We start from the raw sequence: 17,558 nt of genomic DNA, 5'->3' as shown, positions 1-17,558 counted from the left end.
AATCCGCTTGTCCGGAATTTGCCGTTTCACATCAGCGCGGTAGTATAGAGAAGGTGTGCAACCCGACGGCGGCAGCGTTGAGCAGTCGGCGACGTGGGGTTATGCAGTTGATGACCCCGGCACACGGCATCTGTAGGTCGAGCAAGGAGCGACATGGCTAACCACCGTAAGAAAGTGTCCACCCTCAGGTCGCTGAGCAAGCGTCAGCGAATCAAGGTCATGGCGGTAATTGCCGCAGTGGGCGTTCTTGTGGGGACGGGCGTCGTGTCACGCAACTACTACGCCGCCGAACATCACCAGTCCACTGTCACTGCATATTCGGCGACGGAAACCAACGCCGATGAAGTCTCCCGTGGTACCACGCGTAGCAGCCTCAAGGGCGCTGACGCCGACACCTCGTACATCACGGTGAAGATCAACGGCAAATCCCGCGTAGTGCTCGGCAAGGACTTCACGAATGTCAAGTCCGTTCTTGAAGCGGGCAATATCACACTTGAGCCGAACGATACCGTCTCCCCCTCGCTGACCACCAAGGTCACCGAATCCACGGTCATCTCCATCGAGCGTTCCGGCGCTGATCTCGAAACATCCGATGATGCGATTGCATTCAACGTCGTGCGCAAGGAAACCGCGGACCTGCCGAAGGGCACCGAAAAGGTCGAAACTGAAGGCAAGGACGGTGTCATGGAGACCACAAGCCTCGTACAGCGCGCAGGCGGCAAGGTCGTATCTTCCAACGTGTTCGCGTCGTATGTGAAGACCGCTCCTGTAGACAAGGTGATTCTTGTGGGCACGGGTACCACGAAGACAGCCAGCTCCAACCCGACGAGCACCGACATCGGCACCACCACCCCGGTGGGCGAAATGCAGCAGTGGGCACATGATTATCTTCTTGCCAACGGCGGCAGCGAAGCCGATTTCACCGCGACCGTATACATCATTACGCACGAATCCGGTTGGCGTGTGAACGCTACCAACGCAAGCTCCGGCGCGTACGGCCTGCCGCAGGCGCTCCCCGGTGGCAAGATGGCCTCCGCGGGCGCTGACTGGGCAACCAACTACCAGACGCAGCTCCGTTGGTTCTGGGGGTATTGCAACTCCCGCTATGGCTCAGTACAGGGGGCTTATAGCCACTGGCTGAGCGCGCACAGCTACTGATCGCTCGATTGCTGCTGGCAGTGATTGCCGGCTGTTTTTCTCACAAACTGGCTACGCTGAGACCTCGCTCAGCGTAGCCAGTTTGTTTTGTTGGGTGTGGTGCTCTTCTCAGTCACAGGGGATAACGGTTACATGACAGCACGCACGTTGTCAGTAAGACCAAATGATAATCGTGCATGACTCCATCGCGCGAGTCACGTTGTTCATGGATTACTCTCATTGGACTCAATGCCATTCCTTTGCGATGATTCCGCTTACCATCAGCTGGATGCCGCCATTACATCTCGAACCAGCGATTTCCGCGATTGCGTATGTTGTCAATAGAGATGTTCCAACCCCCGACATGGGCGGGTGATCGATTCCACGGACCAATGTCGGAATCGACCGGTGAAAACCGAACCAGTCCATGTCTGCCACCTACCACGTATCGCATGCAAGGTGCATAGGGCTCAAGAACTTTGGAATAGCAACAATCCTGGCCGTGCGCTCAATCACTGCAGTCATAAACCGGCCTCAGATTACGGACTGAATCTGAAATCGAGTATGGAAATCATATTCAGTCCGTCGGTGGCAGTTGCCACGGGTCATGCCCAAGTCATTGTGTGCCAACGACCAATCTCACAATCAAGAAATATCAACGGTCTGCAATCCGGTGCACCTGGTTGATATCCATTCCCCGGCACGTCGACGCGGATTAATTCGAGGATTGCCCCGCAGTATCGGATTTGGTCCGAGCCTCGCATCTGCACATACCGTGGCCACTCTTGCAGTGCAACCGAAATCCGCAGAATACCAACAAATCTATTCTACCTGCCATCAGCCAAGCCTACGCATTCGTCCATCCTCGGTGACTGAATGCAAAATCTATTCCCGAACTCGATTCCAATCCACGAATATCCACCCTGCATCTGCCATCTCGCAAGACCACACCTCGCCTACCTCATAGCCTTCACACCGTCATGCTCTGAAGGGCGTCTGACCGAGGACTCATCCCTGAATCAACCACCGATTCCCGATCCGGTCCAAACCCCTCGCGCACACAGACCCCGGCCACTCTCACAGTTAAACCGAAATCCGCAGAATACCAACAATTCATAATCATCACTCCAGCACTCTACGCCGCATATCCCGTTCTTTGGCTCAAATCCTAAATCAATCATGAATATCGGATGCAGTCCAACACACACGGACCCCGCTCAACCACCGGTTTCATCCCATTAGATACCTGCAAGGCAGCGGTATTTGCCCTCTCGCTTGCATCCATACCCGATGCCTGCACAGCATCCATTCCCTGCAATGAATCCAATCTCCGCGTTGAATCTCCGATTCAGTCCATCGTCCGATATCATGCGCCCGAGTTACTCCTGTCAGCACAGCGTATCCGTAATCGACCTCAAGAATCACTGATGACAACTCACCATCATCTTCTGACCACATTGTTCGCGCGGAATCGTTTTCCCACTAACCATCACATATCGTCGAACCATGAGCAGTCCATCACCCAACCCAGACAAACTGTACAAGCCAATCACAGCGAAAACGCTATCAGAACGACAACAGCAAGCGTTACGGACTTGCTTGAGCGTGCGCTTCAAAGGGGTGGTTTCGCACACCACGGCCCTCGACCTGTTTCGGGTCGAACGTCCAGAACGGCTACTCAACGATCATCAGCTTCATATCACCGTAAGCAAACGCCATTTGCGTCGTCAACAATTCGGTCCGGACAGTCCGGATATTGCGATGCACCAGTGGAAAGACCTGACTGTAGAACATACCATTATGCTGTCCGCCGGATTGCGGGTGTTATCGCCTGAAGCGACATGGGGATTGCTGGCACCGGGCTTGCGAATCGATGAACTCACCGAAGTCGCCGAGTCGCTTATCAGACATGGGCATGCAACGGAAGCCTCACTCGAAGAATTCCTCACATCACAGCGTTTCCCGGGCAAAGCCAAATGCCGTGCCTCGCTCGCACTGGTCGTCACCGGAAGTGATTCACCAAAGGAGACCCAGCTGCGGTTATGCCTGTATTCATACGGACTGGACCGATTCGAAGTGAATTATCGGGTTCCGGATATCCTTTCCGATCAGGGAGGAGATATCACGCTTGATCTCGCTGATTGCGAACTGAAAATCGGCATCGAATACGCAGGCGACCAACATCGGACTGAACAACGTCAATGGCGTAGGGATCTTCAGAAGCACCGTCTTCTCGAATCCATGGGTTGGATGATTCTGCAGGTGACCCAACTTGATCTTGCGAATCCCATCAACCGCGAGCGCCTTGCCATGAGAATTGCCTCAGCACGGGCGCAAAGAGCCGGGCATCCGCTCATGCTGTCCACTCAAATTCCGTGGGAGATGTTGGCTGACCGGCGTAGGCATTCGCTACGATGACGGGGTGGTGATTGGACTTATGCTGGATTGATATTTGGGGCAGATTATGGGCTGATTGGCTGGCTGATGACCGGATTCATTGCCTGATTGACGACCACGCCAGATGACAGGACTAGAGCGAGTATCGGGGATTGATTCCTGATTCGGTCCCATATTGTCGCCAAGCGACAGCCTCGCGCAACGGATTGGTCCACCAGCATGGCAGCGCGGGCACTGGAATTCTGGTGATCTGCGTAAACCTCGGAGAGGGCGTCGACTCGTCGATTTGTGGAATCGGCTGAATCCGCGGACTGAATCGGAAATCGCGTGCAGATTCCTAATCCGGTCCGCGCCATGCCACCAGACTCCGGACCATCGACCACAACGACAGCACAGGAACCGCAGAATACCAACAATTGACCACACCTCACCAACCGCCAAGTAGCCGAATCAATGGACCAGCTCAGGAATTACACGCCGATTTCGAATCCAGGGCACAATCACAACACCCGGCGCCTTGCCACCGACAATGCCGATCATCCAAGAACCGCTAAATTCTGGCAATCCACCAGCGCGGCAGACACCAGGCATCGAGCCACCAACCACAGTGCAGCCCAAACCCACGGACCAAATCGCAAATCACTGGCCGATTCCCGATCCGGTCCGCACAACACCACCAGCCAACAGACCACCAACCGCGATAATCACCAAACCGCAGAATACCAACACTCAAGCAACGCTCAGAAGACAATCAACCGATCCACCGGCCATCAGACAGCCCACGCCAGCGGACCAAATCGGAAATCACATACTAACCTCGGGTCCAGTCCGCTCGCGCAGCCCCGACGACCGGAACGCCGCCTCAGCAATCACTCGATCACTTGCCACTCGCGCTTGCAGAAGGAGAGGCGGACTCCGACGGTGATGAGGTTGGGGAATCCGGGGAGGTAGGGGTTTTCGTGGGCGTAGGTTGAGATGTTGGCGTCTTCGTGCTTTCCGCACCAGACTCCGCACCACCGCTATTATTCTGTCTCTGCGTCTGTCTCTGCGTCTGCCCCTGCGTTTGACTCTGAGCCTGTGCAGCCGCAGCCGAGGCAGCAGCTGCAGCATCAGCGGCGGCCCGCTGGGTCTTGTACTCTTCCATCGATGCGTTCACCGCGTCAGAAGCGGTTTGCAAGTCGTTTTGCGCCTTTTGCACATCCACGAGCGCCGGCTTGTCCTTCTGCAACAGCGTATTGGCCGCGTCAATCGCGGATTGCAGCGTCGTTCGCGTGTTGTCATCCGCGACAACCCCTTGACTGTTGGACAGCAACGTCGAGGCTTCGCTTGTCGTTGTCTTCAGCGTGTCGACCGCAGAGTTGTAATCATTGGTCTGCTTGGTTTTCGCGCTGGTCTTCACATCCTTTGCAGCTGCTTTTACGGTGGAATTCAAGTTGACCAGCTGCGTGGCCAGTGTCTGATTGGTTTCTGCCGCCTTGCCGAGTGCGTCCGTACTCATGGAAGTCTTGCACATGACCGGCTTGCTTGCGGACTTCGCCTTGCTTACCGCGGTTTTCAGCTTTTCTACGGTCATGACATCGGCGACCTGATCAGTGCCGATTTTCTGTTGCGCTGCAGTGCTTTTCAGTGTTGCTGTAAGGGTTTCTGAGTTTTCTTTGACTTGGCTATACGCTTTCGTGCAGTTTGAATATGCATTGCTGCGATTGCGATTGGTCCGGACCATCCCGGACAGGTAGTACACACCCACCCCGGCAGCGATGATGGTGATGATCAGGAATATCACGACAATCGCCCGGCTACGGGTTTTCGTTCCGCGCGATGATGGAGAGTCGTCGGCTTCCTCAGCACGCCGCTGCTCGTTACCCGATGCTTGTCGCACGCTGTTGTCGACCAGTTCTTCCTGCAAGGAGCCGACGGCATCCTGCGGACCGGTCGTCCCGCTTTGAGGGGTATGGATAGTCCTGGTGGCATTGGTTTTTGCAGCCCCCGGAGCCGTGACTTTTGCGCTAATCGCAGCAGTTCCAGCGACGACAGCCGCCGAGGAGACGGGCGTCATAGTTTCGGTTTCCGCATTGGCGACGCGTTCACGAGCGATATCATCCGCGCGCGGAGCCGGAGGAGTAAGCAATGATGGTCCCGGCTGCTGAAGACCGACGTGTTGACCGACGTGTTGATTACCGCCCCGTTGAGCCCCAGCCGCACCTGCAGCACCCTCAGCACCAACAGTAGCAGTGGCAGCAGCTGAAGCAGCCGTGCCCGAAGCAACACCACCCGAAACAGCAGCTACCGGATTCGGCATCATCATTCCCGGCACATCCGGCATCGACAAGCTGATGTTTGACGTCTCAAGCGCCGCGTTCGACACGCCACTTTGCGTTCCAATATTCGATGGCGCCAGCGCGGCCCCGAATTGTTGAGTCTCCGCCTGATTATTGTCTTGCCTCGCCGCGTTCAACCATTGTTCGGTTTTTGTTCCGGCACGATGTTGAGACGCTCCCGCTGTGAGATTGGACGGGGATATTGGAGCCGCAGCAGCCGCAGAACCTGCAACTGCGGCGCCGGCAACACCGGAAGCTGCCGCAGGCCCGCCGGCAGTTGACTTGCTGGTGCGGGGAGCGCGCGAGCTGATATCCGCAATCTTGCTGATCGGCGAAACCTCGCCACTCTGCTCATTGTCCAGCATCGGGAACGTGATAAGCGGAATATCCCAGTTCGTGTCAACGATATCTCCTGGCAGTATCCCGTCCTCATCGGCGGACGCCGGAGCATTACCCGTTCCGAGCGCTCCGGCAGCTGGAATGCTAGAGGAATCGGCGGTGATGCCGCCCGGAGCATCCGAGTCAGCCACGCCATTCATACCGTTCAGGCCATTCACGCCAGCAGAACCACCCGCGTTGCCCAAACGCCCCTGGGCCCCCTGTTGCTCGTCATTACCAGCAGCTGCGTCTTTGTCAGTATGCCAGGCTTTGTCAGCATCGTCGGTCGGCTTGGCGATCGGAAACAGCAGGTTCATATCCGATTGCTGATGCTCCTGTCCTGTCATCGACTTCTCCTTGTTTCACTTCGCGCAACTCTTGCCGCGCGTCACGCCATGCACATCTTTACCTATGGTAGGTCACCGCCGGTACCTCCACGGATTGCGATCGGTTACCCGCTCGTCGGTACCACCGCGCACCAAGAAAATACACGCGGGGGCAGCCGGAATCCTTCGACTCCGTCTACCCCCGTTTTCGTCTCAATGACGGGTGTCACTTGCTATGTTTGCTCCCACCGTGATTACCAGTGGATTCATCATAATAATAGTAGTAATAATTGCCGTTCTTATTGGAATGCTTCTTCTCGTCCGCAAAGTTGAGCACGAAGCCGAGAACCGGAACATCCGCTTCCTTCAGCGATGTGGCGGTATCCGCAAGATCCTTCTTCTCTGCAACACCCCTGCCGACGACGAGAATCAGACCATGCGCCATACGGCCGAACACCGTCGCATCGTTCGCCACAGACAGCGGCGCGGTATCGATGATGACGTAATCGTACTGGGTGAGCGCCTGTTCGACCATCTCGGTCATCAGCTCCGAATTGAGCAGCACGCTGGCGTTGGCAGGACGCTTGCCTGCGGGCAGCACATGAAGATTCTGCTTCCAATACCTCTGCACCACGTCACGCGGCGTCGCCTGAGCGGAAAGAATATGAGACAAGCCGACGTGGCCCTCGATGCCCATTTCCTTCGCCACGGACGGATGGCGCAAATCGGCGTCGATAAGCAGCACGCTCTTGCCGACTTCGGCGATGGCGGCCGCGGTATTGGTTGCCGTGGTGGTCTTGCCTTCGCCCGGCCTGGTCGACGTGAAGACGAGCAGATGACCGTGTTCCTTGACATTCGGTGCAAGGAAGGAGATATTCGTGCGAATCTTGCGGAACTCTTCCGCCTCTTTACTACTTGGCTGCGAAATAACGACAGGCCGCGGTTCGTCAAGCAGTTCCGAACGCTGAATCGAACCGAGCGACGAAGCCTTGGTCAGCTCGCGCACATCGGAGGAGCCCTCGACACGCGTGTTGATCACGTCAAGCAGCAACGCCATGCCGACTCCGCAGATCAGGCCAAGCACCACGCCCGCTGCAAGGTACAGTCCGACTTTCGGAGAGCTCGGAGACTGCGGCGTACGGGCCTTTTGCACGAGGTTGAGCTGAATCGGGGATTTCGCAGATTCATCGGTGTACAGGGACGATGAAATCTGCTCCGAAAGGTTCTTCGCGACGCTGTTGGCAATCCGGGCGGACTGCTCTGCATTGCCGTCTTGGACGGAGACATCGACCATGAATGTGTTGCTTGGATTGGTGGCGGTGACCTTGCCGGCAAGCTCGTCGGTTGTCATGTCAAGACCGAGTTCCTTGATGACCGGCTTTAGCACGGCCTCGGTCTTCACCAGCTGCGGGTAGGTCTTGATCTGGGTTGACAGATACGATGCGCCCGAATTCATATCCGATGAATTCTGCGACTCCCCTTGCGAAGCGTAGGTTGCGAACAGCTCCGCGGTCGCAGTGTACTGAGGCGGCACCAAGAACGTGTATCCCGCGACTGCGGCCACAATCACGACGAATGTAGCGATCGCAGCCACCATATGCTTGCGTACAGCCTGGAGTAAATCAGCGATTGTCAATGGTTCCCCAATTCTCGTGGAATCTCCTCAAAAACTCTTATACGATACCACTAGCGCGAGAATTCACTCCGCCACCTACCCCTCTTTCACACGACCACCTAATTCTTGCTGGATGCCGGTAACACGAGCTGATCTGTTGCTCATGATTCTCAGATGGTTTGCATTGTCTTGTCCGTGCATCTGCTGGATACATTACTGGTTTCGAAGTCAAAAGTATTCATTTTCAATATTCACGGAAAAATCGGTAAGAAGTACACAAATCAACGGTATACTTTTAATCACGATATACAAACACTCAAGCATGAAGCCTGAGTTAAATTCGCGGATACGTCCGCGGAACAACGCAAGAATATAAAGGAGTATCTAATGACCTCATTACACGGATTCCAAGAGATCAATATCCGCAAGCCCGCCGGAAAAGCCGTGATGACCGTCACCAAGACGCTGGTCCGGTTCAACAAGGCGACGGTGGTCGCAATGGAATGCCCGGAGTACGTGAAAATCCTCGTCAACACGAGCACCCGCCAGATTGCCGTTGAGCCGTGCGAGGCCTCGGATCGCAACGCGGTGAAATTCAGCCGGGCAAAGAAGCAGGGCGAAGAAGCCACAAAGGCCTCTTCGGTTACTGTGCGCGAACCGTCGGTGGTGGACGCCATCGCCTCGTTCTTCGATTTTGCCGAGGTCGATGAGGGCCACGTCGCCTATCAGGCGATTGTCGGGCAGGTTTCCTCAACAGACCGTGTGACCGTGTTCGCCGCCGAAGATGCGACCGCAGGCGTGATGAAGCGTCGTGGCCGCAAGAAGGGCCAGCCCGTGAAGTAGTCAGCAGTTTCGTAGACGCAAGAGGTGCGACGCGAGCGTACCGACCGATATCAATGCGCCGTCACGACTGCGTCTCGCCTCATCACTCCGTCATCTCATGCGGATCTGTATGACTTGGCTGAAGCTATGCGTGGCTTCCGGCAGAGTTGTCGGGAGCCACGCATTTTTGGCGGACTTCCGCGCCGCTTCACCTCCGCTCTCAATTCGCAATGATTCGAGCATCAGTGTGAGATCCGGAAGCACCGCCCAATGGTTGCGTTCACATTCAGTCATCGTTCAGCCGTTAACGCGTTGTCTACCAAGGGATTCGCTTGTCTATGCCATGCCGGTACGATTATGTCTCGTGCAAGACGAACAAGGACAACGGCAGTATGCGGGCGACACCTCTCACGACACCCCCGACAACGCATCCTTGTTCGAGCAGTTGCTTGATACCGATGGAATCGGTTATGACACGGTTATCCCCGGAGATGACGGATTGATTCACACGCACCATACTCCCGCACAACAGGGTACTTCCCCAACCAATTCCGAGACTGAAATTGAGCAAGATACTGTCGATACTAACGACAAAACCTCGGAAACAGCGCCCAAGCAGCCGGCAGTGAAAGCCGCACCGCCTATAGGTGCGGTGTTCAGGCCTGATGGATCCGTGGATTTCACCGACTCGTCAGCCGATAGCAGTAAGACGACAGGTGATTCTGAAGATGATTCAGAAGAAAAGGACGAGCCCAGCACATCCGCAGACTCGTCACAACGGAGCAACGAGACAGCCGAAGACATCAAGACACCAGGTGATTCAGGATTCCAAGCGCGGCATGCGTTCACTGGAGTCGCCGCCCTCCTCGGCAAGGCATGGAACACAGTCCGCAGCGCAGTGTCCACCGCTTGGGCAGCTGTAGTCTCATTCTTCGCCCCGGTGTTTGGTGCAATCGCCCACGGCTGGCGCACATTCGCATCCACCATCGTCCGCGGTTGGCACGCGTTTACATCTTTGAAAGCCGTGCAAGTCGTTTTCTCCGCCTGCAAGTTCTTCAAGACCCGCATCTGGGACAAGCGGATGCGCTTCTCCTTCGCCTTCTACACCATCGTGTTTATTGTGGTGACCGCGGCAAGTGTCATCGGCTTGCAATGGAGCGTCTACACCGAGCCGACGTACGCCAAGGGGCAGGTTGTGGACGACCAGACCAAGGCGCTGAATTCCGTCGCCGGGCAGCTCACGAGTTTCGTCAGCCAGATCTGGCTGCACCAGAGTTACCAGGCGTGGCTGAACTTCATTGTGCTGGGCGTGCTCTATCTCACGATTATTCTTGTGATCAACCGGTTCTGGGTGGCGACCGCGGTCTTCGGCACTCTGATGACCGTGTTCGCCATCGCCGACAAGATTAAGGTGGAACTGCGCAACGAGCCGATTATTCCGGCCGATCTGCAGTTCATCACGGGCGGCAACGGCGACAGCATTATGTCATTCACCACGAAGAAGGACATGATCCTCATCAACTCGGCCGTCACCGGAGTGATCTGGCTGATCGTGGTATGCGTGGTGTTGCAGTTCCTCGACCGGCGCCGCGGGCTGATCCCGTACACGTGGAAGCGTTCAGCATTCGTCAGTGCCAAGAACATCACCGCCATGGTGTGCAGGTGGGCGACCGCCATACTCAGTGTGGTGTTGTGCGTGTCGTTTACGTGGGGGCTGCCTGTCGAGGGGTCCTGGGCGAAGAACTTTGCGACTGGGCTGTCAGATGCCCCGCAGCTATGGGATGCGATGGGTGATGCGACAGCGAACGGCCCCACCATGAACTTCCTGCGGCTCGCACACGTCAAGATCATGGACAAGCCGAACGAGTACAGCAAAGAAAACATGGAAGCCCTCGCCAAGAAATATGCAGGTGAAGCCGAAACCATTAACCAGACGCGCACCGCGAACCTCACCGACAACACGGTGATTATGGTGCTGTCTGAATCGTTCTCCGACCCCACCCGCGTTCCGGGCGTGTCATTCGCCGAAGACCCGATGCCGCAAATCAGGGCCATCAAGTCGGCGACCACATCAGGGCTCATGCTCTCCCCCGGGTACGGCGGCGGAACCGCGAATATCGAGTATCAGGCGCTGACAGGCCTCAACATGGCCAATTACGACTCATCACTGTCCATCGCCTACCAGCAGCTGGTGCCGAAACTCAAGTGGACGCCCACGTTCAATAAGCTCTGGAACGAGGCGAATGGCAAATCCAGCTCTCTCGCGTTCCATGCGTATTCCCGTACCATGTATCTGCGCGACAGCAACTATAACAAGTTTGGGTTTTTCAAATTCTACGCTTCTGATGGCAAACCAAAGTTAAATGGCTTGCAACCAATCGATTCGAGCTGGTATGCCTCTGATTCGTCGTTCTACTCTGGAATTTTCACAAACATCAACACCGACGCTGGAAACAATCAATTTATCCAAGCAGTCAGCATGCAGAATCACCTGCCCTATGCCGATTGGTACCAGAATAACCAATTTAAGTATGCAGGAGACACTTCAACCGATATCACCGAAGACGAACGCACCAACATCGAAACTTATGCCAAAGGTGTGAACTACACCGATCAGGCGACTGCGGATTTCCTCAATCAGCTCAACCAAATCAACAGTCCAATTACCGTGATTTTCTACGGTGATCATCTTCCTGGCATTTATGCGACGGCAAGCGAAGATAAGAACAACCAGATTGGATTACATGAGACAGATTACTTCATCTGGTCAAATACGGCATCAGCGTCTGCCGGCACCAAGCTTGATGATTCAAGTAGCGCGTATACATCATCAAACTATTTCATGGCACAAGCCGCGCAACATCTCAATGCGAGGGTTTCGCCATACCTCGCATTTCTCACTAAAATGCACTCGGCGATTCCTGCAATGTCAGTGTCTGCCTCTGCAGGAGATTCCAACCAGCCGGTATATCTTGATGACGCAGGCAACCGCATTCTCACCAAAGATCTCACAGCGGACCAGAAATCGCTGCTTCATGATTACCAACTCATCCAGTACGATCTCACGGCAGGAAAACAGTATTTGAGGAACACCGATTTCATGACCGTTGCCAAGTAGACGCACTATACTGCACAATCTACGTTGCCAGTGGGCCGGTATCGCGTACACTAGAATTCCATGACAGACAATCCGCTAGTAACCATCATCGTGCCCGTCTACAACGCTGAACGATACCTTCCCTGCTGCGTTGAATCGATTCTTGGGCAGAGCTACCGCAATCTGCAGATTATTCTTGTCGATGATGGCTCAACTGATGTGTCAGGCAAAATGTGCGATGTTTTCGCTGCAAAAGACGCGCGCGTCGTTGTTGTGCATCAGTTGAACGGAGGGATTGGCAAAGCACAAAATGCCGGCCTTGATCGTGCAGAAGGGCAATATATCGCATTTGCCGACAACGATGATATTCTGGATCGACGCAATATCGAACTTCTGCTCGATGCCTTGTTACAGACGAACGCGGATATGAGCAAGGCACGTTGGCGGCAGTTCGGCGTATCCACACTCGATACGGTACAGCAGCAAGCTGCAATAGGCGCTTCCGAGCCGAGCACGATAACCGTATTCCGTAACCCGTTGCGCGCTTACCAGACCGTCTTCTGCAAGAGTTTGAGAATGATTGGTACAGCGCTCGGCAGGAAGACTGAGGCACGCTATTTCAACGAGGCGAACTGGTGCCGGTTATATCGCCGTGAGCTATGGGATGACTTGAGGTTCCCGGAGGGTGCTTACGCGCAGGACGTTATGGTTGCGGGTGAACTGTATTCACGAATGAGCTCGGTAGCTGATCTTGACGTGGTCCTCTACAACTGGCTGCAGTCCGGGGACTCCGTGACACATTCCGAGCGGAGTTTCGGTTTCTACCATGACAACGTTGAAGCCGGGGCTGCCAATTTCGAGCTTGCGCTAAACCACGGAGTCACACCAATGCGCAGTTACTATACGCTCATGGGATCGATTGCGGAAGAGCGCACGGCCAAAGACGTGCAGTTTGACGACCACCCCCATACCCTCGACGAAGATATAGCGAAAGCGGAAGCCCTTATTGCCAAGTTGACACCATTCCAGCGTATGCAATGCGCATCGACCCGCGTTCTGAGGCTAATGGACAAGTACTTATACGACCGTGTAGTAAAGAACATGAAATAGCTGTGTGGCGACAGCTTGAATATCACCACACAGCTAGAGGCATGACGATCTTCTACTTGTATATGAGATGAGTAATTGCGTCACGAGTATGCCTGTATCCGTTTATCGGTGCCCAAGCGATTCGGTACAAGACATTCTTCACCGACTCTGGCAACGGTTTGACGAATGTCTGAGTGAATCCCTTGAGAATCAAATGCGTTCTTCTACGGATGCGTCTACGCAAGCGGCCTCGTCGACTTGTTGCATCGCTAATTGACAGAGCGTTAGCAAGAATCGTCTCACCTCTTCGCGCCATCCCTGCAGCGCTGATGAGTGTATTTGTTGTATAGAACAATGAGTCAACCTCAATGCGTGCATACCGATCCGACAGCACCCATGCCGGATAATATCCTTGCGACTGGGCAACATATCCATTTGCACGTTCAATAGCATGAGAAATGGAACCGTCTGCCCCCATTTGGCCTTCAGGAAGGAAGTCCTCATACTGCCATCCATGTTCGAACAACGGTTTAAGTGCATCCACCCGGAACCAGTAGCATGATCCCATAGCTGACATGGTCGGTTTTGCAGGGTCCATAGGCACATGAAGACCTAAAGTGTCTTCGATGAGTTTTTTCGTATTTTCGAAGTTAGGACCCCACTCCACAGGTAAAGTGTGCGCAAAGTATAGGGCATGATACGGCGGCGGCGGGCAGAGAAGTCCCAAACGCGGATTATTAGTGAACAACGTGAGAATATTGTTCACGAATTCACGACTGCCTAGCGTATTCTCCATCAACTTATACGTGAAACCTTGGGTTTCAGTCCCATTATGGCCATTTTCCTGGTTCTGGCTTGATTTCTTATCATGCGCGAATCCAATGACCTCATATCCGCCATTGAGCACTACATCGCATGCAGCCACAAGCAACGCTGAAACATCGCGACCACGATTCTTCACAGGAATATAGTGAATTTCGTGACTGAATCCATGCTCTTGGGCATACTGCTGAATCAGCGGAATCTTCTTATCTGACGACGTCACGTAAATATCTGTTTCTTGAGGAACAGACTCTAGATAATGGAATGTCTCATCGAGAAGATCCATGAAATACACATGGTAAATAAAGGCCGACTTGACCACGGTATGTTGCCGTGGGTTGAGCGTACGGGAAGGTAGTACATAATCCAAATGCATGGCACGTGCAATGTCGGCGATGTTATATGAGGGGAGAATCGCATCCCATATCAAATTCACGTCATATGACGTGTGATCCTTGATGTACTCATATAAATCCATTGCCGGCTGGCCTGCGGTCTGATCAAAATAGAATGAATAACCAAGGAAGAATGATCGCCTTTTAAATACCGGGCATCTATCTTCTCTCAGCATTTGCATCGGCATATAAATTAATGGGTAAGGCGAAAACTCAGCATATTTCTGATAATCGATGTAAGTACTCCAAGAAAAGCCAAGTTTTTCAAAATGAGGAGTAAAAGCAATCTCATGCTTTCTCGTAACTTCTGCATAGCTAGAATAATTCGGCATGCTCTCCCAATAATGCTGAAACTGCGGAGAACTGACTATAGATCGTCTATACGCATGCCAATATGCTTGTACATGGGTTGGAATATGTTCTTCGTTCAAATTGCTTTCCGGGCTTGCCGTAATACCCCAGAAATCTACATCTCTACTATCCATTACGTCGAACATCTCAGAAAATGGATAGATGGGTCCCAAAACTGTATCATTTAAACATATGACTTCATCATAGGAGACGAGATTATTCCACCCCTCATGTAACATTGCATCACGATAGGCCGCGGCATCTAAGCCTTTGTTTTCACGTATAAGTATCGTATTTGTGTATTTTTCAAACAATTCCTTTGATTGTTGATTCAATTTGCCATTAACTACGATGACGAGTCTATCGATATAACGATTTAACTCCGCTAAAAAGGTATCAATATACTTTCCAGCTCGTCCGTTCTTGTCATAGAAACAGTAAATCGCCATGCGACGAACATCTGATTCATTGAGCTGTACCATACTCGCAGTCTCCCAAAAATACAATAATAAAATAAGCTGTTTATGAATGCTGCATTGATATTAGCATATAAATATCATTTAGTATTGAAATTACTATTATCTACGGAAATAGTTATTTTGGGGTGCAACATAACATGATTTGCGGAATATTCTTGTCCTACAGAGAATCGACAGGCACCCACCATTTCATCCAAGGGACCCGTAGAGTCTGAAATTGAATAATTAATTGTATACTCACCAAAGGGCAGCAGATTGTCAATATTGAATATCACGTCATGCGATCCCGAGTTTACAACCTCAAGCTCATGCAATGAAACAGTTGAAGAGGAAAACATCTTTCTTCCAAGAGCATCAATGACATCAATTGCACAGACTACGTCGTGAAGTATGTCGTGGCACGTGAAATGAGTGCGTACAAGGAAATTCTCACGCATATTGAAATTGTTGACAGCCCTGCCACGAACATCAGAAACATCAACGCTACAAGTTTCAAGAGCATTTGAAGAGTCAGTGCCAACAGACTCAGAAACACTCACAGCCTTCTGATTTTGTTCAATAGCATCATTGAACATCGCAGAATAAGCTGAAGCGACTTCATCCGCATCACCTATCTTCGCAATCCTGCCGTCCTGAATCAACATTGCTTTATTACAATATTTTCTAACATCTGGCATTGAATGTGTTACCAAAATAATGGTCTTCTTCTGTTGTTTGGCTTGCATGAAATAATCTTGACATTTCTTCTGAAAGGCCTCATCGCCAACCGCCAAGACTTCATCCAGCACCAATATATCGCCTCTAGATTTAATGGCAACAGAAAAAGCCAATCGTACTTGCATGCCGCTTGAATAATTTTTTAGCTTTTGTTCCATAAAGTCATTCAACTCGGCAAAATTCACTATATCATCATACATTTCATCTATTTCATCATGCGAAAATCCTAACATTGCCCCATTGAGATACACATTCTCGCGTCCTGTCAATTCAGGATTGAAACCAACTCCAAGTTCAATGAAGGGCACTAATTTACCGTTAACTTCTACGCTTCCTGAATCTGGAGTATATATTTGAGATATTATCTTAAGTAATGTAGATTTTCCTGAGCCATTCCTACCTACAATACCAAAAAAATCACCCTTCTTAACTTCAAAGGATATATCCTTCAATACATGCTGTATGCGATACCCGTGTACACCACGTACTAGATTAAATAGGGCATTTTTCAAGCTGCCTGATCGTTCGGTCGGCAATTTGAAGCTTTTTGATACATTACTTACCCGTAACGCTATATCTCGATTGTCTTGTTTCATCTTCATTTTCATTACACCAACTCAGCAAATGATTTAGATTTAGAATTAAAGAATACAATTCCTGCAATAAAAATCACTATTGATATCAACACTGGAAATATCATTAATAAGTGGTTAGTATACGAAGTCCAAATAACGGGATATTGATCAGATATCAATACATAACGGGCATCTTGAATGATTTGTGCCATAGGATTAAGCAACATAGCGTGTGCTATCCTCGGCCCCGCATTTGCCACTACCAACGAAACAGGATATATTATCGGCGTAGCGTAAAATGCTGCCTGCATCACTACTTCCCATATTGGGTTCAAATCTCTAAAGTTAACAAATAATGCCCCCAGAAAGAACGCAACACCAGATGCCAAAATTATCAATTCCAAGAATATCGGCACCAATAGTAGGACCGTCCAGCGTATTCTGACTCCATTAATTATTGAGAATATTAACACTATACTAAAGTTTATTCCAAAATTAATCAAAGCACTCATCACAGCTGAAATTGTGACTGTTAACTGCGGAAAATGTATTTTTCGCAGTAAATCTCCGTGACCCACGACGGACATCATTCCCCCAGAAGTTGCTTCTGCAAAAAAAGTCCACATCACTGTACCCAATAGCAGAGCCACGGCGAAATGAGGTACATCAGCTCCAAACTTCAAAAACCGCACAAACACCATATACATAATCGCAAATAGCATCAACGGCTTTAATATCGACCAAAGATAACCAAGCACTGACTGTTGATATCTAAGCTTAAAATCTGTGCTTACCATTGCTTTTAGAAGCACCCAGTTTTTTCGCGAGAACAATTGTTTAATTTCCAATTAATTTCTCCTTGAGCCAATATCCTCTTGCCATGATGATGTTGCCATTAGTTGTTAATTTGTGGTACCTTGCTGTTGTCTACGAGGCGGATGTCACCGTCGGCGATGCCCTGCAAATGCCTGCCGTACGGGCTCTTCCCGTACCGTCTGGCCGACNNGAGCNACTCNNNGNGTTCTTGGACAAGCTGAACA

General features: G+C 51.8%; 10 protein-coding genes. 5 read left to right on the top strand and 5 right to left on the bottom strand.

All coding sequences use genetic code 11. The features are described 5' to 3' along the window. Positions 1-153 precede the first annotated feature (153 nt). Both CQR48_RS02210 and CQR48_RS02205 read left to right on the top strand, forming a co-directional pair. Positions 154-1,158 carry a resuscitation-promoting factor gene (locus CQR48_RS02210; protein WP_033493931.1) on the top strand — a complete coding sequence of 335 codons (1,005 nt, stop codon included), beginning with the start codon at positions 154-156 and terminating at the stop codon, positions 1,156-1,158. 1,485 nt (positions 1,159-2,643) lie between these two features. Further along, positions 2,644-3,555, top strand: a complete 912-nt coding sequence (locus tag CQR48_RS02205; RefSeq protein ID WP_143252459.1) for a hypothetical protein — start codon at positions 2,644-2,646, stop codon at positions 3,553-3,555. Positions 3,556-4,411: 856 nt separating this feature from the next. On the opposite strand, the gene CQR48_RS02200 is transcribed toward CQR48_RS02205, so the two are convergent. Both CQR48_RS02200 and CQR48_RS02195 read right to left on the bottom strand, forming a co-directional pair. Then, the gene (locus CQR48_RS02200) at positions 4,412-6,577 is read right to left on the bottom strand and encodes a hypothetical protein (protein WP_101451857.1); all 2,166 of its coding nucleotides are present in this window, start codon (positions 6,575-6,577) and stop codon (positions 4,412-4,414) included. Positions 6,578-6,782: 205 nt separating this feature from the next. Next, positions 6,783-8,192, bottom strand: a complete 1,410-nt coding sequence (locus CQR48_RS02195; RefSeq protein ID WP_101451856.1) for a tyrosine-protein kinase domain-containing protein — start codon at positions 8,190-8,192, stop codon at positions 6,783-6,785. A 366-nt stretch (positions 8,193-8,558) separates the two neighbouring features. Here CQR48_RS02195 and CQR48_RS02190 point away from each other — a divergent pair, with 366 nt between their 5' ends. From CQR48_RS02190 to CQR48_RS02175, 3 genes are all read left to right on the top strand, one after another. After that, on the top strand, positions 8,559-9,014 hold the full coding sequence (locus CQR48_RS02190) for a hypothetical protein (RefSeq protein WP_101451855.1): 456 nt from the start codon (positions 8,559-8,561) through the stop codon (positions 9,012-9,014). Positions 9,015-9,357: 343 nt separating this feature from the next. Then, positions 9,358-12,111, top strand: coding sequence for a sulfatase-like hydrolase/transferase (locus tag CQR48_RS02180; protein WP_101451853.1), 2,754 nt, complete (start codon positions 9,358-9,360; stop codon positions 12,109-12,111). A 60-nt stretch (positions 12,112-12,171) separates the two neighbouring features. Beyond that, a complete protein-coding gene (locus tag CQR48_RS02175) occupies positions 12,172-13,200 on the top strand; it encodes a glycosyltransferase family 2 protein (RefSeq protein WP_101451852.1) in 1,029 nt (342 codons plus the stop codon). 52 nt (positions 13,201-13,252) lie between these two features. Here the strand turns inward: CQR48_RS02175 and CQR48_RS02170 are convergent, their stop codons facing one another. The 3 genes from CQR48_RS02170 to CQR48_RS02160 form a co-directional block, all read right to left on the bottom strand. Further along, positions 13,253-15,229 carry a rhamnan synthesis F family protein gene (locus CQR48_RS02170; protein ID WP_101451851.1) on the bottom strand — a complete coding sequence of 659 codons (1,977 nt, stop codon included), beginning with the start codon at positions 15,227-15,229 and terminating at the stop codon, positions 13,253-13,255. Positions 15,230-15,303: 74 nt separating this feature from the next. Then, on the bottom strand, positions 15,304-16,539 hold the full coding sequence (locus CQR48_RS02165) for an ABC transporter ATP-binding protein (protein ID WP_244898896.1): 1,236 nt from the start codon (positions 16,537-16,539) through the stop codon (positions 15,304-15,306). An 11-nt stretch (positions 16,540-16,550) separates the two neighbouring features. Continuing rightward, a complete protein-coding gene (locus CQR48_RS02160) occupies positions 16,551-17,366 on the bottom strand; it encodes an ABC transporter permease (RefSeq protein WP_101451849.1) in 816 nt (271 codons plus the stop codon). Positions 17,367-17,558 lie beyond the last annotated feature (192 nt).

The sequence above is a fragment of the Bifidobacterium thermophilum genome (assembly GCF_002846655.1).
Lineage (GTDB): Bacteria > Actinomycetota > Actinomycetes > Actinomycetales > Bifidobacteriaceae > Bifidobacterium > Bifidobacterium thermophilum.
This window is presented reverse-complemented; position numbering and strand designations above follow the sequence as displayed.